Origin of the sequence: Corynebacterium sp. c24Ua_83 (assembly GCF_039907245.1) — a bacterium.
Classification (GTDB): domain Bacteria; phylum Actinomycetota; class Actinomycetes; order Mycobacteriales; family Mycobacteriaceae; genus Corynebacterium.
Genome location: NZ_JASBOI010000015.1, coordinates 1 through 24,906, shown reverse-complemented (window position 1 = coordinate 24,906; position 24,906 = coordinate 1). Strand labels below are relative to the sequence as shown.

Below are 24,906 nucleotides of genomic sequence, written 5' to 3'. Positions count from 1 at the left end.
CTCTTAGCCACCCATGGTGGTCTGCGTGGCGCGGTCCACGGCCACGCCCTCGTTACCCGCCGCCGGGTCATCAACGTGCACCTGGCCGGCCTGCTTCAGCTGGTTGCGCACCAGGAACAGCTGGCGGACGGTCTCTTCCTTGATGCCGTCCTTCATGCGGTTAAACATGTCGCCACCCTCGCGCTGGTACTCCACCAGAGGATCACGCTGCGCCATCGCACGCAGGCCGATGCCCTCCTTCAGGTAGTCCATCTCGTAGAGGTGCTCGCGCCACTTCTGGTCCACGACGTTCAGCAGGGCCGCGCGCTCCATGCCGCGCATCTGCTCCTCGCCGGCGATCTCCGTGACCTTTTCCTCCAGCTCGTCGTACTCGCGGTTAGCGTCATCGAGCAGCGCGTCCAGCAGCTGCGAAGAACTCAGCTCGCCCGGGCGGCCGTAATCGTCGCCTTCCACCAGTTCCTCGTGGGTAAAGGTCGGGCCGTAGAGGGAATCCAGCGCGTTCCACAGGGTATCCAGGTCCCAGTCCTCGACATAGCCCTCGGCGGTCGCGCCGTCGACGTATGCCTCGATGGTGTCCTTCAGCATGTTGCGGATCTGCTTCTCCACATCCTCACCCTCGAGGATCTGGCGGCGCTCGCCGTAGATCACCTTGCGCTGCTCGTTCATGACTTCGTCGTACTTGAGCACGTTCTTGCGCATCTCGAAGTTGGCGGACTCCACCTGGGACTGTGCACCCTTGATGGCGTTGGTGACCATCTTCGAGTCGATGGCCTCGTCGTCCGGGATGTTCAGGCGAGTCATCATCGCCTCCATGGTCTGGCCGACGAAGCGCACCATTAGGTCGTCGCGCATGGACAGGTAGAAGCGGGTCTCGCCCGGGTCGCCCTGACGCGCGGAACGGCCACGCAGCTGGTTGTCAATGCGGCGGGATTCGTGACGCTCCGTGCCCAGCACGTACAGGCCACCGACCTCGCGGACCTTCTCCGCCTCTTCCTTGGACTCCTCGCGGACCTTCTCGATCTCGTCGTTCCAGGCCGCTTCGTACTCCTCCGGTGTCTCCACCGGATCCAGGCCGCGCTCGCGCAAGTTGATGTCGGCGATGATGTCCGGGTTACCGCCCAGCACGATGTCGGTACCGCGGCCAGCCATGTTGGTAGCCACGGTGACGGCTCCCAGGCGACCTGCCTGGGCGACGATCTCCGCTTCCTTCTCATGGTACTTCGCGTTCAGCACATTGTGCTTGATGCCGCGGCGCTGCAGCAGCTTGGACAGGTACTCGGAACGCTCCACGGAGGTGGTACCCACCAGCACCGGCTGGCCGACCTCCACGCGCTCTGCGATGTCCTCAGCCACGGCCTCGAACTTCGCCTCCTGCGTCTTGTAGATCAGGTCGACGTTATCCTTACGCTTATTTTCCTTGTTCGTCGGGATCGCGGCGACGTCCAGCTTGTAGGTGGACTTCAGCTCGGCGGCCTCGGTCTCCGCCGTACCGGTCATGCCGGCCAGCTTGTCGTACAGGCGGAAGTAGTTCTGCAGTGTGACGGTGGCCAGTGTCTGGTTCTCGTTCTTGATCTCGACGTGTTCCTTCGCCTCGATCGCCTGGTGGATGCCCTCGTTGTAGCGACGACCGTCCAGGATGCGGCCGGTGAACTCGTCGACGATGACGACCTCGCCGTTGCGGACGATGTAATCCTTGTCGCGGGTGAACAGCTCCTTCGCCTTGATGGAGTTGTTCAGGTAGCTCACCAGCTGCGAGTGCTCCGGAGCGTAGAGGTTCTCGATGCCCAGCTGGTCCTCGACGAACTCCACGCCCTCTTCCTTGACACCCACAGTCTTCTTCCGCTCGTCCACTTCGTAGTGGATGTCACGGGTCAGCTTCGGGGCGATTGCCGCGAAGGCGGTGAACCACTTGCTGGACCCCTCGACCGGACCGGAGATGATCAGCGGGGTACGGGCCTCGTCGATGAGGATCGAGTCGACCTCATCCACGATGGCGTAGTTGTGGCCGCGCTGCACCAGATCGTTCAGGGAGTGCGCCATGTTATCGCGCAGGTAGTCGAAGCCGAACTCGTTGTTCGTGCCGTAGGTGATGTCGGCGTTGTAGGCCTCACGGCGCTCGGCGGGGTTCTTGCCGCTCAGGATCACGTCGGTGCTGAGCCCCAGGAAGCGGTGCACACGGCCCATCCACTCGGCGTCACGCTTAGCCAGGTAGTCGTTCACGGTAACGACGTGCACGCCCTTGCCGGACAGCGCGTTGAGGTATGCGGGCAGCACACAGGTCAGGGTCTTACCCTCACCGGTCTTCATCTCGGAGACGTAGCCGAAGTGAAGGCCAGCACCACCCATGATCTGCACCTTGTAGTGCTTCTGGCCGAGCACACGCCAGGAGGCCTCACGCGCGGTGGCGAAAGCCTCGAGCAGGATGTCGTCCAGGCTCTCGCCGTCTTCCTGAACTCGCTTCTTCAGCTCGTCGGTCTTGGCCTGAAGTTCCTCGTCGGTGAGTTTGGTGTATTCCTCATCGAGGTCCATCACCTGGTCGGCGATTTTCGCGAGACGCTTAACCGCACGGCCTTCGCCCATACGGAGGATTTTCGAAAGTCCTAGCACGCTGATGCTGTCCTTTGCTCGATTTCTAATACTGGTTAGCTAATTTGTCGGCTTCGGATAATCCTACCCCCACCCCCAAGGCCGGGGGCAACTACACCCGGCAAGTCCGGGCATAAAAAGCCGGCCCCCACGGGTTAGTCGCGGGAGCCGACTGATGGGTTGAAGACGGATTAGAGAAAGGGGTTACTTCTCTGCGTCCTTCTCTTCCAGGGTGATCAGGCCGTAGTCGAAAGCATGGCGACGGTACACCACGGACGGCTGGCCGGTCTCCTCGTTGATGAACAGGAAGAAGTCATGGCCCACGAGCTCCATCTCGCTCAGCGCCTGGTCAACGCTGATCGGAGCGGCCTTGTGCACCTTCTTACGCACGATCTGGCCGGGCTTGAACTGATCCTCGTAGGGGTCGACGTCGTACGGGCCGACCTCCTCCGGCTTGGTCTCCGCCTGCGGCTGTGCCTCTTCCACCAGGCTGGCAGCTGCCTCGCCCATGGACATCGGAGCGCGGTGGCCGGAACGGGCGATCTTGCGACGCGCCTTCACCTTGCGCAGGGAACGCTCCATGCGGCCAATTGCGACCTCGAGGGCAGCGTAGAAGGAGTCTTCCTTAGCCTCTGCGCGAGCGATGTGGCCCTTGCCGGTTGCGGTGATCTGCAGGCGATCCTGCTGGTCACCACGGCGCGGGTTGGGCTCGTGCTGCAGCTCCACGTGGAAGAACGTGAGGGTCGGGTCCAGACGCTCGATCTTCGCGAGCTTGCCCTTGACGCGGTCTGCGAAGTGCTCCGGCACCTCAACGTTGCGCCCAGTGATCTCTACGCCTGCCTCGGGTGCAGCAAGTTCCTCGTTGCCAAAGTCGGACGAGTTTTTGCCGGTCGACATTGCTCAACCTCCAAAGTCATTCACCGCCAGAATCGGGCCGGATTACCCACCTTCCAACGGCGATCGTTCCAATTCCTAGTCTACCTATCGCCGTTGCTGCACTTGTGCATATACCCCTTATTTATGTGATCTATGCGCCAGCCAATACCAGCGCCAATCGCGGCCGCACTCCCCGCGCCGTCAGAGCCAGCGCAAACTGCGCTGTTGTCGCGCCCGTAGTGCACACGTCATCCACGATCACGACCTCCCCCACCCCGCGTAATCGCCCGATAGCCGCCGGGTCGAAACGGATGCTGCTGGCCACGTTTTCGCGCCGTTGGTGGCGGTCCAGCCCCACCGAGTCCACACTCGCCTCGCTCAGCCACGCCACCGGATGCACCTCCACCCCGGGATACAGCGCCGCGGCGGCCTGGCAGAAGCGGGTAACGATGTCCCCACCACGCTTTCGCGCGGCCGATTTGCGGGTTGGGGCGGGCACCAGCACCACCCGCCCCAACCGCGGGTCCGGCACCAAACCCAGACCGCTGACGTGCAGAATCCCGGCGGCCAGTACTCGGCCGGCCACGTCAATGGCCGCCGGGCGCAACCGCTCCTTGGCGCTGAGGATCAGCATCCGCCGCGCGCCGCCGTACACCCCGGCGGCGAAAACCGGCACTGCCGCCACCCGCGGCTGCCAGCGCTGCCAACGCTGCATCAGCTGGAGCCCGCAGGCCTCGCACAGCTGCCCGCCGGTCACCGCCCCGCAGCACACGCAGTCCGCCCGCCACACCAGCCCCGCGAGCGCACCGAGATCCCCCTTAATCCCCACGGGCACTCAGCTTAGTCGGCCAGTACCGGGGTTGCCCGCTTTCCTTGCATGGTCGGCACTTCGCGCCAGAAGCGCGACTCCTCGGAGGTGATGTCGAACTGCATCAACGCATTCGCGTCCGTGACGTAAATCTTGCTCCCGTCCGTGGCCACCGACACCACCGGGGCGGAAAGGTTGCGGCCCGTGATCTGCTGGGAGTAAGACCCGTCAACCTCGATGTCCCACACCGGGGCATCGTTGGCGCGCGTGCCCACTAGCACGGACCCGTCATCTGACCAGTCGGCGCTGACCGCGGTATCCCCCACGGCGTGGCCGATCTCCACCGGCGCACCCAGCCGCTTCGTGCCATCGTCGGTTGTCTCCAATGTCACCACGTACACCCGTCCGTTCACGATCATCACAGCGCGGGCGCCGTCGTGCGATACGCGGAAAACGCTGATGCGCTTCTCGTTCCCGTCGACCATTCTCATTGTGGAGCTATCCACCTGCCGCTCCCCCACCGCGCCGGTCTCCGGGTCGCGAGTGATCTCCGTGATCCGCTCACCATCGGCCACTACGTAGGCCGATGTGGCATCCAGGCCCCAGGTCGGGCGAGTCAGCGAATCCGCCTGCACGGAGCTCACCGGCTGATCCCCCTTCGCCCCGATCATCAGTTGGCGTGGTGCATCGCCCCGCCCGGTCACGGCCGCGAAGATTTCGTCCCGCGGGCTTAGCGCCACGGACTCGACATACTGTTGTGATAGCCATCCCTCCAGTTTCTTCGCCCGCGTCCCGTCCTGCTGATAGATGTCGCCACCGGAGACGGCTCGCAGCGGCGCCTGCACCTGCACGTTCGGGTCGTATTGAGAAAGGTCCTGCACCAGCCACTTGCCATGCATGTCATCGCTCATGGGTGTGCCATCCGCCGTGAGCTCATAGGGTCCACGGACTTCGGATCCCGCCAGCGTCCACACCACCTGCGCCGCCAGCAGCCGGCGCGCATCAGCGGATAGCTCCTGCAGGCCGGTGAAGTGTACGGCGGGGTCTCCCTCGTCGTCCTTGGAGACTTGGGCGGTGGCGTCCTTAGGAATAAGGTTTCGCACCGCCTTCTTTAAACGATCCTGCGGGCCCGCAACCAGCAACGAGACCAGGGAGGCGGCGGTGGACTGCTGACCGGTATAGATCCACCGGCGGTCCGGCACCAGCGCCCGGCCGTTGAGGTCCGGGAAGTAGATGTTGCGCGCGCGATAGGTGCCCACGAAGTCCTGTCGGTCCAGCACCACGACGTTCGGCAGGTTGCTGATGCGCCACTGGCCGTCGACGTTTTGCATCTCGTAGCTGGTCTCGAACGCGCTGTACTGCGGGTCGAACACTCCGCCCACGCCCAGCGTGCCAACGATGTTGCCTCGCACGCGGTAGGTGATCTTCGAATCATCGCCCGGACCGTCGGAGGCAATGTCGATCCGGTCCAGCACCATCGTCGGCGCATCGGACTGCCACCGCCCCTGCATGCCGCCGGTGAGGAACCTCTTTGCCGCCTGGTGGTTGCGCAGCGGGTGGGCGCTGGCGGTGAAGAAATCGCGCAGCAGCAGGTCGGAGGGCTGCCCATCGGTCGGGGTCGGTGCCTCCTGCCCACTGGGGGCCGGAGCGTAGCTGGAGATCGCCTCGGGGTTGGTATCGTCCGGCAGGGTCGAGCACGACGCCAGCAGCCCCAGCCCGGTCACCGCGGACAGTACCTTTTTGACCTTTGTGACCTTCGTGACCTTTGTGGTCTTGTTACTCATCATCGCCCCCTTCTTGTTCTTGGGTAGTGACGCCCTCAGCCTCCATCGCCAAAGGCAGCGGCGCGGTCTTTACGGTGCGGCCCTGCTCCAGTGGGAGGGTCAGCCGGAAACAAGCGCCCACGCCGGGCTCGCCGATGGCCTCGAGGCGGCCGCCGTGCAGGTTGGCATCCTCCTTGGCGATGGCCAGGCCCAAGCCGGTGCCGCCCGTGCGACGCTCGCGCGAAGGGTCGGAACGCCAGAAGCGGTTAAAGACCATCTCCTCCTCGCCCGGCTTCAGCCCCACTCCGTGGTCGGTGACGGCGACTGCCAGCGAGTCCTCGCCGACGGCCATTTTCACCTCGATCGGATTGCCTTCCGAGTGGTCGACAGCGTTGGCCAGGAGGTTGCGCAGGATGCGCTCCACGCGGCGCGAGTCCACGGCGACAACCACGGGATCTTCCGGAAGATCCACATTGAACTCGGTGCCGACCTCCTCTGCGATGGCGCGCACCTGCTGCAGGGCGGAGCGCACCACGCCACGCACGTCGACCTTCTCGGCGGACAGGTTCGCCACGCCCGCGTCGTGCCGTGAGATTTCCAGCAGGTCGCCCAGGAGTGTCTCGAAGCGGTCGAGTTCCTTCGTCATCAGGTGAGCTGCACGGGCGGTCAGCGGGTCGAGTTCGTCGGCGTTGTCCTCGATCATGTCCGCCGCCATGCGCACCGTCGTCAGCGGGGTACGCAGCTCGTGGGAAACGTCCGACGTGAACTGGCGTTGCAACGAGCCGAACTCCTCCAGGTTGCGAATCTGGGTAGAGAGCTTTTCCGCCATGTCGTTGAAGCTATAGGCGAGCCTAGCGACCTCATCTTGGCCGTCGACGACCATCCTCTCGTGCAAGTGGCCTGCAGCCAGCTTCTCGGCGATCTTCGAGGCCGCACGGACTGGGCCGGTAATCTGCTGGGAGAACACCCAACCGATCACCAACAGCAGAATGATCAGGACGATCCCGCCGGCCATAAGCAGGCCGCGCATGAGGTTCAACGTGGCCTCTTCAGAGGTCAACGGAACCAGCAGGTACAGCTCGAGACCAGGAATGTCGGAGTACACGGGACCGCCGATGATGAGCGCCTTGTAGCTACCGTTTTCCCCTTCTACGCGGGCATACTGGTAGGCCACCTGCCCCTGGCGCACAAACTCACGCAGGTTTTCGGGAATGTCGATGTTGTCCGGGATCCGCGTTTCCGCATCACTCGCGTTGGAGGCGATGAGCACCGAGTCGTACACCGGGGCGCTTGATTGCTCCACCCCTGGCGAGCGGTTCGTCAGCACCGCCCTTGCGGAAGTCAGACGCACGGACACCGGGTTGGAAGAGTCGGTGGCGCTGATCTGCTCTTCCACTGCCGTGCGTGCCCGATCCATGCTGTCCACGGCCTCGGAGAACTTGGTGGCCAGCAGCTGCTGGCTCAGGAAACCGACCAGCAGGAAACCAATGAGCAGGAATGCGAAAGTACTGGAGGCCACCACGCTACCGATGACTCGCAGCTGGATGGACTGTTGCCAGCGCAATCGGATCGAATTAATGAGCCGCAGCCAGGTATCCCGCGGCCGGCGGAAGAAGTCGCGCAGCACGGACCAGAACGTCGCACCCGCGGCCAGCGTCTTCCCCTGCACCTTCTGCGGGAAACCCGGGGCCTTCGGTTGTGCTTGGCGGGCTGGCTTGCGTTTCTTGGCCCTCGCTTGTTCCCTCGCTTGTTCCTGCTCCACGAGAACCTATTCGCCGGTCTTGTAGCCGATCCCGCGGACGGTTTGGATGATCTTCGGGTCGTCCGGGTCCTTCTCCACCTTCGAACGCAGGCGCTGAATGTGAACGTTCACTAGGCGCGTATCGCTGGATTTACGGTAGCCCCACACCTGCTCCAGCAGCTCCTCACGGGAGAACACCTGGCGCGGGCGGGAAGCCAGCGTGACCAGCAGGTCAAACTCGATCGGGGTCAGCGCGATCTCTTGGCCATCGCGGATCACCTGGTGGCCGGGCACGTCGATCTTCAGGTCTGCCACCTCGATCGTCTCCGCAGGGGCCTCCTCGGGGGTACGGCGCAGGCGTGCCCGCACTCGCGCCACCAGCTCCTTCGGCTTGAACGGCTTGTGCACGTAGTCGTCGGCGCCGGACTCCAGGCCCAGCACCACGTCCACGGTGTCGGTGCGTGCCGTCAGCATGACGATCGGCACCGTGGAGGTTTCGCGGATCGCCTTGCACACGTCAATGCCGTTCATTCCGGGCAGCATGACGTCCAGCAGGATGAGGTCCGGGTTGTGTTCCTCCGCGGCCTTCACGGCCTCTACGCCGTCGCCCACGACCACGGTGCGAAAGCCCTCACCCTGCAGAACGATGGTGAGCATTTCCGCGATTGCCGGGTCGTCGTCGACCACCAGAATCTTCGTTTCCACGGTTGTCATCCTCTCATTTCTTCCAGCAGGTCCGCGACCTTAGCCGCGCGGGCCTCGTAATCGTCTCCGGTGCTGTCGACTGTCACCCACGGGCTCAGCCACTGCTGCTCCGCCAGTGCACGGTAGGCACGGACGGTGCGTTCCTGCAGGCTGCTATCCCGCTCGTAGGCATCCCGTGCCCGCGACTGGTCCTGGGCCTCGCGCGACTCGGCGCGCTGCCCGGCCACCTCCGCCTCGACGTCCACCAGGATCTGCAGGTCGGGTGCCGGGATTCCCAGCTTCTCTTGCTCCAGTTGGTTAACCCACTGGCCGACCTCGGCCACGTCGCCGTGGACGCGCGCGGCGGAGTAGGCCACGTTAGAGGCGGTGTAGCGGTCGATCAGGATCACATAACCATCTGCGTCGAAATCCGCCAGCTCCGCCCCGATCTCGGCGCGGTCGAGGGCGAACAGGGTGGCCATGCCGTGCACGGAATCGATCAGGTCACCCAGGTTCTCGTGCAGCGCCTCTCGCGCCAGCATCGCCGGGTGGGATTCCTCGTAACGCGGGAACGCGACGCGCGCCACCGGCACCTCGCGTTCCACCAACTCCTTTTCTACGGCCGTGACCAGGGTATTCTTCCCCGCGCCGTCGACCCCTTCAAAGCTAACGATCATGTCTAGTAGCGGTAGTGCTCCGGCTTGAACGGGCCGGCAACGTCCACGCCGATGTACTCAGCCTGTTCCTTGGTCAGCGTCGTCAGCTTTCCGCCGAGCGCCTCGACGTGGATGCGCGCAACCATCTCGTCCAGAATCTTCGGCAGGCGGTAGACGTCATTACCGTACTGGTCGGACTTCGTGTACAGCTCGATCTGCGCGATCGTCTGGTCAGCGAAGGAATTGGACATGACGAACGACGGGTGGCCGGTGGCGTTGCCCAGGTTCAACAGGCGCCCCTCGCTCAGCACCACGATGGAGACCGGGTCGCCGTTGGCACCCGGGAAGGTGAACTCGTCCACCTGCGGCTTGATAGTCACGCGGCTGACGTCCTCACGGTGCAGCAGGCTGGCCATATCGATCTCGTTGTCGAAGTGGCCGATGTTTCCGAGCACCGCGTGGTTCTTCATCATCTGCATGTGCTCAAACGTGATGATTCCAAGGTTGCCCGTTGCGGTGATGACAATGTCGGCGTCACTAATAAAGTCCTCTACCTGCACAACCTCGAAGCCGTCCATGAGAGCCTGCAGAGCGTTGATCGGGTCGACCTCGGTGACCTTCACGATCGCGCCCTGGCCCGCCAGCGCCTCGGCGCAGCCCTTGCCCACGTCACCGTAGCCGCACAGAAGCACCGACTTGCCGCCGATCAGCATGTCGGTGGCGCGGTTGATGCCGTCGATCAGGGAGTGGCGGGTGCCGTAGCGGTTGTCGAACTTCGACTTCGTCACCGCATCGTTGACGTTCATCGCCGGGAAGGGCAGCAGACCCTGTTCCGCAAAGTGGTACAGGCGGTGCACGCCCGTCGTCGTTTCTTCGGTTACGCCCTTGATGTTTTCTGACGCCCGGCTCCAGAACTTACCGTCCTCCGCCAAGGTCTCACGCAGCATTCCGAGGAAGGCCTTGTACTCGTCTGCGTCCTGCTCCTCCGCGTCGGGGACCAGGCCGGCGTTTTCGAATTCCATGCCCTTGATGACGGCCATGGTCGCGTCGCCACCGTCGTCGAGGATCATGTTGGCCTCCACGCCTTCGCCCCAGGTGAAGATCTGCTTCAGGCACCACCAGTACTCGTCCAGGGTCTCACCCTTCCAGGCGAACACCGGCACGCCGGCGGGAGCCTCCGGCGTACCGTCGCCGACGACGATGGCCGCGGCCGCCTCGTCTTGGGTGGAGAAGATGTTGCAGGATGCCCAGCGCACCTCTGCGCCAAGGGCCACCAGGGTTTCGATGAGCACGGCGGTCTGCACGGTCATGTGGATGGAGCCGGCGATACGGGCGCCCTTCAGGGGCTGATTTTCTGCGTATTCGCTACGCAGCTGCATCAGCCCGGGCATCTCGTATTCCGCCAGGCGGATCTGGTGGCGGCCGACCTCTGCCAGCGAGAGATCCTTGACTTTAAACTCCATGGGTGGGGTGACTCCTCGGTAAATTCTCACGGTATAGCTTTCAGACAGTCTACTATCTCGCGTTCTGGCGCTCGCGCACTAGCTCAAGGCCTCGACAAAGGTTTCCAGCCCCTCGGCTTCCAGGTCTTCCTCGCCCTCGCGCCGTTCCATTTCCCCGTCCAGCAGCTGCAGCGAAATTTCCTGCAGGTTGGTCGGGCATTCGCCGATGTGGGCGCGGATAAAGGGGTGTTCGTCAGCCACAGTCGCCGTGCTGAAGGGCGCACCACCCCAGATGGCTGCGACCGTGGCAGCGCACAGGCCGATGGAGTAGTCTACCGAACCGGATTGTTCCTCACGCAAAGCCAGGTTCACGGCGTCCACGAGAGCCCCAGCCACCTCGGGGCCGTCCAGGTCGGCCAGTTCGTCCAGGAAGTCCACATTGTCTTCCTGCGAGAAGATGAATTCGTCCCAGTTACTCATGGTGCTGCCCTTTCTGTCGCTCAATTACCGACTGTAGCGCGTTTACACGCCCAATAACTCTGGTCAAAGCCCTGTATCCCTGCTAGGCTCTGGGGTGCCTTAACCAAATTGTGATCTTTGCCGAAAAGGAGGTGAGCCAGATGGCCACAGAAGACCATGGCACCGAGGAAGCCGAAGAGAAGGGCACCGCCGTCATCTACGAGACCGGTGAGCAGCACTCCCCGGTTCCCCGCGCCATCAGTGGCATCGCCATCGTCGGCTTAGTCCTGGCCGGCATCATCGGCGTCTGGACCTGGCAGTCGGGTTCGGAGGCCACCTCCCCGAAGCGCAATTCGGCAGAGGAGTCGACCGTCGCCATCAGCACGGGAGCGGCCTCCCAGAATCACGATGTGGTCTCCGATGAGCCGACCTCGCAGCCGGATCCTCCCGCCTACTCCACCCGCGCCCCGCAGTCCGGGAACGGGTCGAACTTCAGCAACGTCGCCCCGCTGGGCCAGGATCCCTACCTGCCACCCAACGCCTGGAATGGCCAGCAGAATAACGGCTCGCAGCCGTCCGAGACCATCGTTGCGGAAGGCATGGAATCCCCCGGGCAGGCGCAGCAGCCGCAGGCTCCAAACCAGCGCCCATCGACCCAGCCCACCCCGCAGATCTCGTCGGCTCTGCCGGGCGCTTCTCAGGCAGAACAGCCAGGCACTCCCCAGCCCGGCACGACTCAGCCTGATGCTACTCAGTCCGGCACCACTAAGCCTGGCCCTATTACCGAGCCCGGTGACGGCACGCACGGCAGCGGGGATATACCTTTCCCGCCGGGAGACAACCCCCTGGAGCCTTCCGACTCGACAAAGCCCGCAGGGCCGCAGCGCGGGACTGACGAGAATGACGAGCATGGCGCCCCCAAGGAAGCGGGCAAGCCCACCGATACCACGGCGGGACCGCAGCCTAAGCCCCGGGACGAGCGATAAAGGCCTTCCCGCTCACGCGCGCTTCCTCGCCTGCGGGCACCCACGCGGCGGAGCCACTGTCCACGCGCAGCTCCCCGCACTCCACGGTTCCCCCGACAGCCAGCACGATCGCCGGTCCGGCGACCTCGGCCTCTCCGTCCACTCTGCGCAAGCTGAATTCCTCCGCCGGGGTGTGGTACACCCCTTCCGCATCGGCCTGCAGCCGCGGATCCGCGAGTTCCTCCCAACGCACCACGCTCAGTAGTTCTTCGACGTCGATGTGCTTCGGGGTCAAGCCACAGCGCAGCACGTTGTCCGAGTTCGCCATTATCTCCACTCCGGTGCCGCGCACGTAGGCGTGCAGCTGTCCCGCATCCAGGTATAGCGCTTCGCCTTCCTGCAGCACCACGCGGTTGAGCAGCAGCGCGAACAGCACGCCCCGGTCGTTCGGGTACTGCTGCTCCAGGCGCAGCACCAGGTCCGCCACCTCGCCCATCCAATCGTCCGCGTTGGCCGCGAGCTCTCGGCAGCGCCGCGTGAGGGCGTCAATAATCTCCGGAAGATCCCCCGCCGGCATGTGCAGCGCGCGCTCGACCGCACCGCGCAGATCACCGCGCAGGAAATCCAGCTCGGGGAGGGCCAGCCTATCCAGCAGCTCGGCGGTGCGGGTAACGGGCCGGAAGCCCGCCATCGCCTCGAACTCGCCCAGAGCCACCAGCAGCTCGGGCTTGTGGTTGTCGTCCTTGTAGTTGCGCTCGAAGGCGTCGCGGGCGATCCCCGCGGCCTCATCGGCGGCGAACCCCACCTCGGCCTGCGCCTTCGTCGGATGCACCTGGATGCTCAGCGCGCGTTCGGCGGCCAGCAGCTTCAGCAGGAACGGCAGGCTTTTTCGCCCCTGCCCCAGCTGGCCTTCGGGATCGGCGGTAATCAGGTCCAGCAGCGGCCCGGGAGCGCCCGGGTGCGCGCCGAACCACAGCTCGGCCTCGGGCTTTTCGGTGGGCGTAGGCCGCCCCTGCAGCTTCGCCAGCGACTCGTGCGACCCCCAGGCGTAGTTCTGGACAGCACCTTCGATGCGGCGCATATGTGCCTCCTAAGCCCGGATCACGGCGAGAGCTTCGTCGACGATGGCCTGCACTCCCTCGTCGTCGCGCGCCTCGACGTTGAGGCGCAGCAGCGGTTCGGTGTTTGACGCCCTCACGTTCAGCCACGAGCCGTCCTGCAGCTCGATGGTCACGCCGTCCAGCCGGTCGACGGATGCGGTGCGGTCGGCGAAGGCCTCCACCACGGCCTCGGTGCGTCCCGCCTGGTCGGCCACCTCGGAGTTGATCTCCCCGGAGGCACGGTAGGTCTCGTAGGCCCGCTTCAGCTCGGAGAGCGGCTTGTCCTGCCCGCCGAGGGTCGCCAGCACGTGCAGGGCGGCCAGCATGCCGGAGTCCGCGTTGAAGAAGTCGCTGAAGTAGTAGTGCGCGGAGTGCTCGCCGCCGAAGACAGCGCCTTCCTTGGCCATCTGCGCCTTGATGAAGGAGTGGCCCACGCGGGTGCGCGCCGGCTTGCCGCCCTTGGCCTCCACCAGTTCGCGTACGGACTTGGAGGTGATCAGGTTGTGGATGATCGTCGCGCCCGGCTGCTCGTCCAGGTAGCGCTCGGCGATCATGGCGCAGATGGTGGAGGGAGAAACGGCCTCGCCCAGCTCGTCCACGATGAAGCAGCGGTCTGCGTCGCCGTCGAAGGCGATGCCGAGGTCCGCGCCCTTGTCCACGGTGAACTTCTGCAGATCCACCAGGTTCTTCGGATCCAGCGGATTGGCCTCGTGGTTCGGGAAGTTGCCGTCGAGCTCGAAGTAGAGGTCGAAGATCTCCAGCGAGTCCTGCTTCAGCACGGCGGGAACGGTCAGCCCGCCCATGCCGTTGCCCGCGTCCACCGCGACCTTCAGGGGGTGGATGTTCAGCGGCACCAGGTTGTTCAGGTATTCGGCGTAGCCTTCCAGCACGTCCTCGGTGGTATTGGTGCCGGGCTCGCCGTCGTAGGCGGGGATGCCCTCGACCAATTCGTTCGAGATGCGGTCCAGGCCGGAATCCTGCCCCACCGGGCGGGCGCCGGCGCGGCAGAGCTTGATGCCGTTATACTTCGCCGGGTTGTGGGAGGCGGTGAACATGGCGCCCGGGCATTCCTTCACGCCGCTGGCGTAGTATAGCTCGTCGGTGCTGGTGAGTCCCAGGGTGATGGTGTCCAACCCCTGCGCGTTCACGCCTTCCGCGAAGGCGGCGGCCAGGCTCGGGGAGCTGTCGCGCATGTCGTGGCCGATGACGATCGTCTCCGCGCCCTCTTCGCGCATCAGGCGGGCGAAGGAGGCAGCCACGTCGCGCACGAACTCCTCGTTGAGGAATCCGGCGCCCTCGCCGACAACTCCACGGACGTCATAGGCCTTGATGGCCGCTGCTACGTCTTTGGGGGAATGGGTAGCCATGGGGTTTCCTTTCGCTAGTGCTGGTCGCGGACCGCGCGCAGGTGGCGGCGCGGCGTGGACCGGGGCAGGTTCTTCATGGATGGATGGTGCGGCGTGGCTTCGGGGATCTCCGAGCGCCGGTAGAGCCGGGGGGCGGGTTGCGCCTGCTCCTGCTTCTCGTGCTCGGCGGCCTGCTGCACGGCCTCGGCCAGCGCCATCAAGTCTTCTTCGTCAGCTTCGGTGGCCGCGGGTTCGTCGGCGAACTCCAACGTCCAGCCCTGCGGCACAGTGGTGCGGCGGGCGTGGCTTTCGCACAGATCCCACCTGTGAGGGTTTCCGCTAACGCTCAGCGGCCCCACGATGGCCAGCTGCTCTGCATAGTTGAACTCCAGCGTGGCGACGGCAGGCTTGCCGCAGCCGGGGCGAGAGCATTGTCGGATAAAAGTCACGCGCATTAGTGTAGCCCTTTTACCCTGGCTTTCGAGCGTGCCCTCGTGGCATGTCGCCGCAGCGCGGTTAAGATGTGTTCCTATGAAGCAGGACGCGCGCATGAGGCAGGATCCCCGCGGCAGGGGCATCCGGGGCATCTTGCTGCCGGAGGTGCCGCGGAATAAGTCGCGTTCGGAGCGCTTTGACGATGCGGTTCTGGATGCGTTCGAACCTATTTTGGAGCGTTTTGACGCCGAACTGTCCAGCCTCGATGTCGCCGTCGATGTCGTGCCGCGCATGCGGCTAAGCACGGGTTACCGGCAGTGGCCGGAGGATGTGGTCGCCGATGGTCAGGTTCCGCTGGGCCGGCTGGTCACCGCCGGCGTGGACAACACGGGCACCCCTACCCGGCCGCGCATCATTATTTTCCGCCGTCCGGTGGAGTCTCGCGCGGCTTCCGCGCGGGAGCTGCAGGACATTCTGCAGATGATCATTGTGCGCCTGGTGGCCTGCTACCTGAACGTTTCCCCCACTCAGATCGACCCCCGGCTTTAGCTAGCCGATTCGCTTCTTCAGGCGACGACGCTCGCGCTCGGAGAGCCCGCCCCAGATACCGAAGCGCTCGTCGTGCTCCAATGCATATTCCAGGCACTCGTCGCGCACGCCGCAGGCCTGGCAGATGCGCTTGGCCTCGCGGGTGGAGCCACCCTTCTCCGGGAAGAACGCCTCCGGGTCGGTTTGCGCGCACAGCGCCTGCTCTTGCCAGTCCTGCTCCACGGCATCGAAAAGCAGATCGAAGTCCTGCGTCAGATCAAAGAGGTTCTTCTGGCGAGCTTCATTGTCCACGTTCGCCTCCTGCTCTACCGCCGAGGAACCGTCAGCAAAGTGGCCACGAAGGGCGGTGTCTACTGACTTGTCCACGGAGGTCTCCTCATCTGATGTATCTGATGCCTGACTTTGTTGGTCTACTGAAGATTACACACTGGTAATTACACCGCGTCAAGCTTTGGGAAATTCCCTCAAACCACTTCAGTCACATCAGTCACTAGCGCCCCTACAGCCACAGCCTCCTGAGAAAATAGGCTCTAACGCAACCACAACGTATGCACGGAACGCTACCTAAAACCACAACATATGGACATTTTCCTGAACCTTTAGTTCAGGACACACTAGATGTAGTGAAATTTGTCTAAATTTTTCCTCGGACGGCGAAAAACGCTAGATGTCGGAGGAAAAGCGCACGCCACCGTCCGGCAAACTCACTCCCGGCCACACGCGCAGGCCGTCGCGCAGCTCGCAGCGGGCACCGATGACGGCCCCCTCTCCGATCACGCAGTCCACCAGGTGCGCCCGCGCACCGATGCGCACGCCGGCGGCGATCACGCAGCGCTCCACAGTCGCGCCCGCCTCGATCTGCACGCCATCGAAGACCACGGATTCCTCCACGCGCGCCCCGCCGCCGATCTCCACGCCGCGGCCGATCACGGTGCCGCCCAGCAGCAGTGCACCCCCGGCGATGGCGCTGGACTCGTCCACCAGGCTCTCCCCGTGGCGTCCGGCAAGCAGCGGCGAGGGGGCAATGCCGCGCACCAGGTCCGAGGACCCGCGCACAAAGTCCGCCGGCGTGCCCATGTCGCGCCAATAAGACTGGTCCACGTGGCCGAACACGCGGGCTCCGGATTCCAGCAGGGCCGGGAAGATCTCGCGCTCCACGCTCACCGGGCGGCCGGCGGGGATCTTCTCGATCACGGAGCGGTTGAACACGTAGCTGCCGGCGTTGATCTGGTCCGTCGGCGGATCCTCCGTCTTCTCCAGGAACGCGCTCACGCGGCCTTCGGCGTCCGTCGGCACGCAGCCGAAGGCGCGGGGGTCGGAGACGCGCAGCAGGTGCAGCGTCACGTCGGCCTCCTGCTCCACGTGGGTCTTCAACACGGCATTCAGATCCGTCCCGCCCAGCACGTCGCCGTTGAAAACCATCGCGCGGTCGTAGCGCAGGTGGTCCAGCACGTTGCGGATACCGCCGCCGGTGCCCAGCGGCTCCTCCTCCACCACGTACTCGATTTCCAGGCCCAGGTGGCTGCCGTCGCCGAAGTGCTCTTCGAAGACCTCGGCCTTGAACGATGTGCCGAGCACCACGTGCGTCATCCCGGCGGCCTTGATGCGAGCCAGCAGGTGCTCCAGGAATGGTGCACCGGCCACCGGCAGCATCGGCTTCGGGATGGAGTTAGTCAGGGGGCGCAGTCGGGTGCCCTTGCCTCCGACCAGGATCACTGCGTCGGTCGTGGCTGCGAGATCTACCACTTCTTTGGCCTTTCTGTTCCTTACTGCTTTTTACTATTGGTTTTCACACACTAGTCACTGTTTTTGCCGTGGCGTTCAACCCACGCCGTGCGCTGCCGCAATTGCAATCTTCTCGCGGATCTTCAGCCCGGCCTTCAGCACCATGCGCACCGGAAGGTAGCGCCACCCCGGCAGCCGATCCGCCTGGAAGCGGTAGGCGCTGTCGTGGTGGGCCTTCAGCACCACGTCCGGGTGTTTGCCCGCCACGTGCCCCTTGGCGTGCCGGATCTCCGCGCTCGGAACGAAAACATTCAGCCAACCCGCGCGCCCCAGCCGGTCGCCCAGGTCCACGTCTTCCATGTACATGAAGTAGCGCTCGTCGAACCCGCCCAGGGCCTCGAAGGCATCCCAGCGCAGCAGCAGGCAGGAGCCACTCAGCCAGCCTGCGGTCCGCTCGCTGTCCATGTCTTCGTCGTCCAGGTAGCGCTTGGTCCAGGGATTGGTCGGCCAGATCTTGCCCAGCAGCGCATGCCCGATGCCGGAGCCGAGTTGCGGCACCGCGCGGGCGGACGGGTAGGCGCTGCCGTCTGCCTCTACGATGCGGGGGCCCAGCGCTCCTGCACGAGGGTGACGCCGCGCCGCCTCCAATAGTTTCTCGATCGCGTCTTCGCTAAACACGACGTCCGGGTTGGAGATCACCAGGTAGTCCGGGTTGATCTCTCCGGCTTCGCGGGCCGCGCGCAGATGCCGGGAGCCGAGGTTCATGCCGGCCCCGTAGCCGACGTTGCCCCCGCTGTAGATCAACTCCGCGCGCCCGGCCTCCGCAGCCGCCTCGGGAGCTCCGTCCGTAGAACCGTTGTCCACCATGACGACCCGCGCGTTAGTTGGCACCGAGTCCAGGAACTTGTTTAGGTACTCCCCCGGTGAATAGGTCACGGTGATAATCGCGATGGGTGCCTCTGTCATGGCCGTTGAGGTTACCCCAGGGCAGCCCGCAAACTATCCCGCCACGCGGGCAGGCCGGTCGCCGGAATCTGCAGGGCACTGTTGCGGGGCCGGCGCGCGGGAGTGGGATACTCGCTGCTCGGAATGGCCTTCACCCGTGCCGGATCGCACCCCAGTGTGGCGAAGATCTCGCGGGCGAAGCCGCACCATGTGGTCAGCGGCCCGGAACCAGTCACGTGGCTGATCGCCGGAGACTGCCGCCCGTCCACCATCGCCGCCAGCTCCGCTGCCAGCACGTCGGCGTGGGTGGGCCGGCCGTACTGGTCGTCCACTACCGAGGGATTCACGCCCGCCCGCGCCAGGCGCGCCATGGTGGTGGCGAAGTTGCGCCTAGTCGCGTCGTAAACCCAGCCCGTGCGGACCACGTGCCCGCCGAGGTTCAGCACTCGCCGCTCCCCCTCCAGCTTGCTGCGCCCGTAGGCGTTCAGCGGGCCGGGCTGACCGTCAACCGGATTTTCGCAGCCCACCGGCAGATTTCCGGAGAAAACGTAGTCAGTGGAGACGTGCCACATCGGCACCCCGTGCACCTCGGCCCAGGAGGCCATCCTCCCCGGGGCTACCGCATTTACTTGGTGCACCACGCCCGCGTTCTCAGGCTTCTCGGCAGCGTCCACGGCTGTGAATGCAGCGAGGTTGACGATGGCTTCCACGTCAGACGGCGGCGTCAATAAGAAAGAATCCACAGATCCCGCAACGGCGAGGTCCGCGTGCGCACGCCCTACCGGCACAAAGTCGGGGCGGAGACGCAGCAGGGCCCGGCCTACCTGACCGGAAGCTCCGAAAACCAAAACACTCATAAAATCAGTACTACACCAGCGGCATCTTTGCCGCTAAAGTGTGAATAATGACAGAGCAGACAGGGCATCAGAGAAGCCGCCATTCACGGCGTATCCAGGCAGCCCCCGGTGGCGTAGAAGCCAAGCAGATCGGCCCCGGCTGGTCGCGCGGGGTGCTGGCTGCGGTCTCGGCACTCGCGCTGGTCGTGATGGGTATCGGCTACATGGCGGTCGGCAACTTGAACGGTGGGCTGGCCCAGGCGGACAACCTGAACCTCGGCAACCAGCCGGATGGAGCGACCGACATTCTGCTGGTGGGCGTGGATTCCCGTACGGATGCGAAGGGCAAACCGCTGTCCCAGAAGGAAATCGACATGCTCCGTGCGGGCGACGAAGAAGCCACGAACACGGACACGATGATTCTCATCCGCATCCCGAACGATGGCTCTTCGGCGACCGCGGTGTCGCTGCCCCGCGACACGTACGTCAGCACCCCTGACAACGGCAACATGAAGCTCAACGGCGTGTATGGCACCGCCAAGTTCGAGAAGTCCCAGGAGCTGGCGAAGAACAGCGACTACAGCGAGTCCGACATCGACCACAAGTCGACCGAAGCGGGCCGCCAGGCGCTCATCAGCTCGGTGGCGGACCTCACCGGCATCAACGTCGACCACTACGCGGAGGTCGGCCTGCTGGGCTTCGTGCTGCTCACCGACGCGGTCGGCGGCGTGGACGTGTGCCTGAAGAACAAGGTCGACGAGCCACTGTCCGGCGCGAAGTTCAAGAAGGGCCGCCAGACCCTCAACGGCCAGGATGCGCTGAGCTTCGTCCGCCAGCGCCACGAACTGCCGCGCGGCGACCTGGATCGCATCACCCGCCAGCAGGCCTACATGGCAAGCCTGGCCAACAAGGTGCTTTCCTCCAAGACACTGACGGATCCGGGCAGCATGTCCAAGCTCAACGACGCGGTGCAGCGCTCCGTGGTGCTGGACAGTGGCTGGGACGTGATGGGCCTGGCCACGCAGATGCAGAACATGGCCGGCGGCGACGTGAGCTTCCAGACCATCCCCGTGACCAGCATCGACGGCACGGGCGACTACGGCGAATCCGTCGTGACGGTGGATAACGACCAGGTCCACGAGTTCTTCGAGGACCTGCTGGGCGACAAGCCGGGCGAGGAAAGCACTTCCTCCGACAAGCCCGCCGACATCACCGACTACAAGGCCAAGGACTACAAGGTCAACGTCTTTAACGCCTCCGAGGCGCCCGGTCTCGCCGCCCGAGTGTCGGACCTGGCGAAAGACTACGGCTACAAGGCGGGCAAGGTCGGCAACCACGCCGAGACGGGCATTTCCGAGTCCCAGGTGAACGCCAAGAACCCCGACGATCCGGCGGCTCGCGCGCTGGCGAAGCAGCTGGGCGGGCTGAACGTGGTGGAGGATTCCTCCCTGGACGAACACGAGCTCTCCGTCACGCTGTCCGGCACCTACGCCGGCCCGGGCATCCTGGAGCAGTCCGCCCCGCTGACCAAGCCGGACGACCCGAACGTCGGCACGCTCACCAAGGGCATCAAGGACCTCGACGGCGACGGCATCCCGGACGAGGACACCTCCGCAGCCCAGACCGGCACCGACACTACTGGCTCTGGCTCTGGTTCCGACTCTGACAAGCCCGCCTCCGTCGGCACGCCGGGCTCCGGCGAGGGCATCGACCGAAAGGATCCGATCGACGCCGGCGGCGACGGTCCGATGTGTGTGAACTAATGGATATTATCGCCCCGCTCGTAGCCCAGGACCCGGCCAGCCCGCGCCTGACCACCTACACCCCCGCCGGCCGCATGGAGCTGTCCGCCCAGACCCTGCACAACTGGCAATCGAAGGCCGCCCACCTGCTGGATTCGCTCGCCCCGGCATCGGTCGGGATCGCCTGCGCCCCTGGTTGGCAGCCGCTCATGATCGTTCTGGGTTGCTGGCGGACTGGTGTTTCTATTGTTGACGCCGACTCTTGCGACGTGCTTTTTACCGACGACCTAGCTCTGGCGGAGACCCACTCGGGTGAGGTTTACGTGCTCTCCGACGATCCTTTCGGTCGTGGCGTGGAGGAGTCCGGCGGCGAGCTGCCCTTCGGCGTGAACGACTTCTCCCCCGAGCTGCGCGTGCAGCCCGATGATTACCCCGGCCCGGCGGCCGCCCCCGCCCCAGAAGGTCCGCGGGTGCTGGTGCCCGCGTGGACCGATACCCAGTCGATGCTGGATACACTAAAGCCGCTGCGCGACGGCGGGTCGGTGGTGATGGCCACCGAGCCCACGGCCGAGATCGCAGCGGCGGAGAACGCGACTATTTAACGTCCTTGCGCTGGTGGACGAAGAAGGCCCAGGCCACCAGCACCACCGTCCAGGCGCAGACGATGGCCACACTAACGGGGGTGTCGTGCCCGCCGATGGAGACGTTGCCGCCCAGGATCATCCAAATGTTGTTGAACGGCAGGTAGGGCGCGATGTTGTCGGCGATCCATTGGCTGAGCTGCTGGGAGATCAGCTCCACCGCGGTCGCCCACACCAGCGGCAGCGCCACCGCGCCGGCCGTGGAGGGAATCAACACGCCGATCGCCGAGGCCATCAGGCTGATCAGCCCGGCGAACAGGATCGTGTAGCCCAGCAGCGGCAGCTGGTCGGTGTTGATCTCCTGCGGCAGGGTCGCCATCATCGCCACCGAGACTCCCACCGCCACGGCCATGGTCACCATCGCCAGGGCTGCGTTGACGAACATCTGCGCGAACAGCTGCTGCCAGCGGGCGGGGATCACCAGGAAGGACTGCGCGTGCAGGTTGTGCCCGCGCGTACCGCTGACCCGCACGGCGGACAGCGACAGGATCATCAGGTAGGCCGGCATGAGGCCCACGCCCAGCTCCGTCAGGCCCACCTCCGGCTCGTTCATCCCGTATTCGGACCGGTAGTAGCTCAGAGTCAGCGCGTTGGCACCGATATAGAACAGCAGGACGAAGCCCAGCATGATCCAGGTGCCCCACATGACGCGCGAGCGCGTCCATTCGCTGCGGATGATTCCTAGCATTACTGGCCCCTCCTGTCTTGAGTCCTGTACTCCACTGCCTGCCCGGTCGCGTCCAGGAACTTCTGCTCCAGGCCCGCGCGCTGCGGGGTCATTTCCAGCACCACCGCGCCGGTATCGCGCGCCAGTTCGCCGAGGCGCCGGTCCAAGTCGGGGGCCTCGGAGGCGAACTCCAGGGATCCGTCGGGGCGCCGTGTGAGGTTGATGCCATCGACGCGCGAGGTGGCGTCCACAAAAGAATCGGGATCGGCCACGCGCATCCGGATGGCGGGCTGGGCGCCCGTGCGCAGGAACTCGTCCATCGTGTATTCGCCGATGAGGGAGCCCTTGCCGATGACAACCAGGCGGTCGGCGGTGAGCTCCATCTCGTGCAGCAGGTGGGAACTGACCAGCACGGCGCGGCCCTCGGAGGCGCTGCGGCGGATGAGCTCGCGCATCCAGTGCACGCCCTCCGGGTCGAGGCCGTTGACCGGCTCGTCGAGAATCAGGTGCTTCGGGTCGCCCAGCAGAGCCACGGCCAGGCCCAGGCGCTGCTTCATGCCGAGGGAGAACTTCTTGATCTTGCGCTTTTGCACCCCGGCAAGGCCCACCAGCTCCAGGCACTCGTCGGCGCGGGACTGCGAGATCCCGGCGGCCTGCGCGATGGAGCGAATGTGCGCCCTGGCGGAGTGACCGGGCATGTACCAGGTGGGTTCTAGCAGCGCGCCGGCAATGTGCGGGCGCTGGGCGCGGTAGGCGCTAAGGGGCTGGCCGTCGAAGGTAACCTCGCCCTTGCCTATCGTGTCGAGCCCCAGGATGCAGCGCATCGTTGAGGATTTGCCGGAACCGTTGGGGCCCAAGAAGCCCGTGACCTGCCCGTCTGGGACAGAAAAAGTGAGTCCATGGAGAACCTCCGTGGACCCATACTTTTTCGTTAATTCTTTTACTGCGATCATGACGCCAGTCTAACTGAAACCTATTTCACGTCTCGGGTCTTGTTGCTGTATAGCCCCAGCACCAGCAGTGCGACCATCCAGGCGACCATCACCGCGAAGCCGAAGCCGGGGCTGACCATGTCGGTGTGGTCCTGGGCGTAGATCCAGGTCTGCATGTCCTGCACGCGGCTGCCCGGGGACAGGTGGTACAGGGTCTTCAGGAAAGGGATGCTGTCGCCAGCGCTGTACAGCAGCCCCTCGACCACCAGCATCCACACCAGCGGCAGCGCGATGGCACCCACGCGGTTGCGCAGCAGTGCGGCGATGCCGACGGCCATCACGGCGAAAGCGGGGGCGCCCACCGCGTATCCCCACAGCAGCAGCTGATCTTCGCCAGTGAAGTGCCCGGCCGGGAATACATTGAACACCGCCCAGCTGAGCGCCACGCCGAGGATGTAGTTCAGCTCCACGAACACCGCCGCCACCAGCGCGCGGGCCAGCAACCAGGAGCTTCTGTTCTTCTGGGTGAGGAAGGCGTGGGCCGTCATGTGGTTACTGATGTCGCCGCCGGTCGTCGAGGCGCCGAAAATGATGGCGATCATCAGGAAGATCATCCCGCCGAAAAGCAGGTCAGGCCAGCCACCGTCGAGTCGCGGGGAGTCGTTGAACAGCATGTAGAGAGTGGTCGGGCCGTAGAGCGACCCCGTGAACAGGATCACGTAGATCCAGGTGCTGCGGAGGCTTAGCAGCTTCGTAGTTTCGGAGGAGATTGCTTTGAGCATGGTTTGTCTCTTTTCTGTGTGAGGTCGGTGCAGGCCTAGTTGCTGCGGTATTCCTGCTGCCCCGCCGTCGCGGCGAGGAAGCGCTGTTCCAGGTTGTCTGCGGTAGTCGCGAGCTTGGTCACCGCGAACTTTTCCTCCAGCGCCGTTGCCGCGATCGCTGCGCGCACCTCGTGTTCTGGAATGTTGTTGACGCCCACACGCAGCGTCCGCTCGCGATCCAGATCGACCTGGAAGCCGCGGCTGCGCAGGCTGTCTGCCAGCAGGACCGCTTCCTTGCACTCGACCTCCACGTGGGCGCCACCGGCGAGGAACTCGTCTAGGGTCTGCTCGCCGATGAGCTTGCCCTGGCCGATCAGTACGAGGCGGTCGGCAGTTTGCTGCATCTCGCTGAGCAGGTGGGAGCTAACCAGCAGGCCGCGCCCGTCGTCGGCGAGTTGGCGGATGGTGCGACGCATCCAGGACACACCCTCCGGGTCGAGGCCGTTGACCGGCTCGTCGAGAATCAGGTGCTGCGGGTTGCCAAGGAGGGCGGCGGCCAGGCCGAGGCGCTGCTTCATGCCGAGGGAGTAGCCGCCGACCTTCTTCTTGCCCGCGCTGGTGAGGCCCACCATGTCGAGGCATTCGTCCACGCGCTTGTCGGAGATGCCCGCACCCTTCGCGATGACGCGCAGGTGGTTGCGGCCGCTGCGGGCCGGGGTGAACCAGGCGGCGTCCAGGACTGCGCCGGCGATGCTGGACTTGTTATCCAGGCCTGCGAAATCGCCGGCGTATCCCTTGCCGCTGAAGGTCACCTTGCCGGCGTTCGGCTTGTCGAGGCCGAGCATGCAGCGCATGGTGGTGGACTTGCCCGCGCCGTTTGGCCCGAGGAAGCCGGTCACCTGCCCGTCCGGGATGGTGAATGAAAGGTCGTTGACTACTGTTTTCTTGCCGTACCTCTTGGTGAGGTTTTCTACAATGATCATGGTTCCCATGCTGCCGCCCGGGGTGGTGTTCCCACATCGGACGAGGGGTTGATCTTGCGTGTCCTACCTCAGTATGACGGCCCGCCCTCCTGCTCTTCGATCGCCTGGTGGTACTCGGCCAGCGCCTTGGTTTTGCGGACGTTGCGCTGGGCGAAGGTCTCCCGCCCCAGCGGCCCCTCGGCCTCGGTGATCACACTGTGCCCGTCGCCGTGGGAGGTCCACACCTCGTGCCCGTTGGGGTGCAGGGCGACGTCCCAGCTGCCA

At 64.8% G+C, this 24,906-nt stretch carries 24 protein-coding genes and 1 pseudogene; 4 read left to right on the top strand and 21 right to left on the bottom strand.

All coding sequences use genetic code 11. The features are described from left to right. Positions 1–3 precede the first annotated feature (3 nt). The 9 genes from secA to QKE30_RS08720 all read right to left on the bottom strand — a co-directional run bounded on the left by secA (position 4) and on the right by QKE30_RS08720 (position 11,036). The gene (gene secA, locus QKE30_RS08760; protein WP_347934612.1) at positions 4–2,607 is read right to left on the bottom strand and encodes a preprotein translocase subunit SecA; all 2,604 of its coding nucleotides are present in this window, start codon (positions 2,605–2,607) and stop codon (positions 4–6) included. 183 nt (positions 2,608–2,790) lie between these two features. Beyond that, entirely contained in the window at positions 2,791–3,483 is a 693-nt protein-coding gene (gene raiA / locus QKE30_RS08755) for a ribosome-associated translation inhibitor RaiA (RefSeq protein WP_297666422.1), read from the bottom strand. 130 nt (positions 3,484–3,613) lie between these two features. Then, a complete protein-coding gene (locus tag QKE30_RS08750) occupies positions 3,614–4,291 on the bottom strand; it encodes a ComF family protein (protein ID WP_347934611.1) in 678 nt (225 codons plus the stop codon). A gap of 11 nt (positions 4,292–4,302) precedes the next feature. Continuing rightward, positions 4,303–6,054 (bottom strand): MtrAB system accessory lipoprotein LpqB, encoded by a 1,752-nt coding sequence (lpqB, locus tag QKE30_RS08745; protein WP_347934610.1) that lies wholly within the window; start codon positions 6,052–6,054, stop codon positions 4,303–4,305. Then, positions 6,047–7,795: an MtrAB system histidine kinase MtrB gene (gene mtrB / locus QKE30_RS08740; protein WP_347934609.1), complete on the bottom strand. Its 1,749-nt coding sequence runs from the start codon at positions 7,793–7,795 to the stop codon at positions 6,047–6,049. Before mtrB ends, lpqB begins: the two co-directional genes overlap by 8 nt. Positions 7,796–7,801: 6 nt before the next feature. After that, positions 7,802–8,479 (bottom strand): MtrAB system response regulator MtrA, encoded by a 678-nt coding sequence (gene mtrA, locus QKE30_RS08735; protein WP_155271074.1) that lies wholly within the window; start codon positions 8,477–8,479, stop codon positions 7,802–7,804. Between the two features lie 5 nt (positions 8,480–8,484). Beyond that, a complete protein-coding gene (locus QKE30_RS08730) occupies positions 8,485–9,135 on the bottom strand; it encodes a dTMP kinase (protein ID WP_297666426.1) in 651 nt (216 codons plus the stop codon). 2 nt (positions 9,136–9,137) lie between these two features. Further along, a complete protein-coding gene (ahcY, locus tag QKE30_RS08725) occupies positions 9,138–10,577 on the bottom strand; it encodes an adenosylhomocysteinase (protein ID WP_347934608.1) in 1,440 nt (479 codons plus the stop codon). 78 nt (positions 10,578–10,655) lie between these two features. After that, positions 10,656–11,036, bottom strand: coding sequence for a DUF4259 domain-containing protein (locus QKE30_RS08720; RefSeq protein ID WP_297666427.1), 381 nt, complete (start codon positions 11,034–11,036; stop codon positions 10,656–10,658). 140 nt (positions 11,037–11,176) lie between these two features. Here QKE30_RS08720 and QKE30_RS08715 point away from each other — a divergent pair, with 140 nt between their 5' ends. Next, a complete protein-coding gene (locus QKE30_RS08715; protein WP_297666428.1) occupies positions 11,177–12,001 on the top strand; it encodes a hypothetical protein in 825 nt (274 codons plus the stop codon). Here QKE30_RS08715 and manA read toward each other — a convergent pair. The 3 genes from manA to QKE30_RS08700 are packed head-to-tail and all read right to left on the bottom strand — an operon-like array spanning position 11,979 to position 14,875. Continuing rightward, entirely contained in the window at positions 11,979–13,061 is a 1,083-nt protein-coding gene (gene manA, locus QKE30_RS08710; protein WP_347934607.1) for a mannose-6-phosphate isomerase, class I, read from the bottom strand. The two genes, QKE30_RS08715 and manA, sit on opposite strands and share 23 nt — an antisense overlap. A 9-nt stretch (positions 13,062–13,070) precedes the next feature. Beyond that, positions 13,071–14,447: a phosphomannomutase/phosphoglucomutase gene (locus tag QKE30_RS08705; RefSeq protein ID WP_347934606.1), complete on the bottom strand. Its 1,377-nt coding sequence runs from the start codon at positions 14,445–14,447 to the stop codon at positions 13,071–13,073. Between the two features lie 14 nt (positions 14,448–14,461). Next, positions 14,462–14,875 carry a DUF3499 domain-containing protein gene (locus QKE30_RS08700; RefSeq protein ID WP_239199352.1) on the bottom strand — a complete coding sequence of 138 codons (414 nt, stop codon included), beginning with the start codon at positions 14,873–14,875 and terminating at the stop codon, positions 14,462–14,464. An 82-nt stretch (positions 14,876–14,957) separates the two neighbouring features. On the opposite strand from QKE30_RS08700, the gene QKE30_RS08695 reads away from it, so the two are divergent. Then, positions 14,958–15,410, top strand: a complete 453-nt coding sequence (locus tag QKE30_RS08695) for a metallopeptidase family protein (protein ID WP_347934605.1) — start codon at positions 14,958–14,960, stop codon at positions 15,408–15,410. Here the strand turns inward: QKE30_RS08695 and QKE30_RS08690 are convergent, their stop codons facing one another. The 4 genes from QKE30_RS08690 to QKE30_RS08675 form a co-directional block, all read right to left on the bottom strand. Next, positions 15,411–15,776 carry a WhiB family transcriptional regulator gene (locus QKE30_RS08690; RefSeq protein ID WP_034971252.1) on the bottom strand — a complete coding sequence of 122 codons (366 nt, stop codon included), beginning with the start codon at positions 15,774–15,776 and terminating at the stop codon, positions 15,411–15,413. A gap of 297 nt (positions 15,777–16,073) precedes the next feature. Further along, positions 16,074–17,156, bottom strand: a complete 1,083-nt coding sequence (locus QKE30_RS08685) for an NDP-sugar synthase (protein ID WP_347934604.1) — start codon at positions 17,154–17,156, stop codon at positions 16,074–16,076. Between the two features lie 75 nt (positions 17,157–17,231). Then, positions 17,232–18,101, bottom strand: a complete 870-nt coding sequence (locus tag QKE30_RS08680) for a glycosyltransferase family 2 protein (protein WP_347934603.1) — start codon at positions 18,099–18,101, stop codon at positions 17,232–17,234. Between the two features lie 11 nt (positions 18,102–18,112). Then, entirely contained in the window at positions 18,113–18,937 is an 825-nt protein-coding gene (locus tag QKE30_RS08675; protein WP_347934602.1) for a sugar nucleotide-binding protein, read from the bottom strand. Between the two features lie 47 nt (positions 18,938–18,984). Between QKE30_RS08675 and QKE30_RS08670 the strand changes: the two genes are divergently transcribed. Both QKE30_RS08670 and QKE30_RS08665 read left to right on the top strand, forming a co-directional pair. Beyond that, complete coding sequence (locus QKE30_RS08670) at positions 18,985–20,679, top strand: LCP family protein (RefSeq protein WP_347934601.1); 1,695 nt, start codon at positions 18,985–18,987, stop codon at positions 20,677–20,679. Beyond that, positions 20,679–21,260, top strand: a complete 582-nt coding sequence (locus QKE30_RS08665) for a TIGR03089 family protein (protein WP_347934600.1) — start codon at positions 20,679–20,681, stop codon at positions 21,258–21,260. Before QKE30_RS08670 ends, QKE30_RS08665 begins: the two co-directional genes overlap by 1 nt. On the opposite strand, the gene QKE30_RS08660 is transcribed toward QKE30_RS08665, so the two are convergent. From QKE30_RS08660 to QKE30_RS08640, 5 genes and pseudogenes are all read right to left on the bottom strand, one after another. Continuing rightward, positions 21,253–21,987: an ABC transporter permease subunit gene (locus QKE30_RS08660; RefSeq protein WP_239199334.1), complete on the bottom strand. Its 735-nt coding sequence runs from the start codon at positions 21,985–21,987 to the stop codon at positions 21,253–21,255. The two genes, QKE30_RS08665 and QKE30_RS08660, sit on opposite strands and share 8 nt — an antisense overlap. Continuing rightward, the gene (locus tag QKE30_RS08655) at positions 21,987–22,919 is read right to left on the bottom strand and encodes an ATP-binding cassette domain-containing protein (protein ID WP_239199331.1); all 933 of its coding nucleotides are present in this window, start codon (positions 22,917–22,919) and stop codon (positions 21,987–21,989) included. Before QKE30_RS08655 ends, QKE30_RS08660 begins: the two co-directional genes overlap by 1 nt. 20 nt (positions 22,920–22,939) lie before the next feature. Then, entirely contained in the window at positions 22,940–23,680 is a 741-nt protein-coding gene (locus tag QKE30_RS08650; protein ID WP_347934599.1) for an ABC transporter permease, read from the bottom strand. 35 nt (positions 23,681–23,715) lie between these two features. Continuing rightward, positions 23,716–24,651, bottom strand: coding sequence for an ABC transporter ATP-binding protein (locus QKE30_RS08645; protein ID WP_347934598.1), 936 nt, complete (start codon positions 24,649–24,651; stop codon positions 23,716–23,718). 59 nt (positions 24,652–24,710) lie between these two features. Beyond that, positions 24,711–24,906: pseudogene (locus QKE30_RS08640) on the bottom strand (HNH endonuclease); the annotation flags it as partial.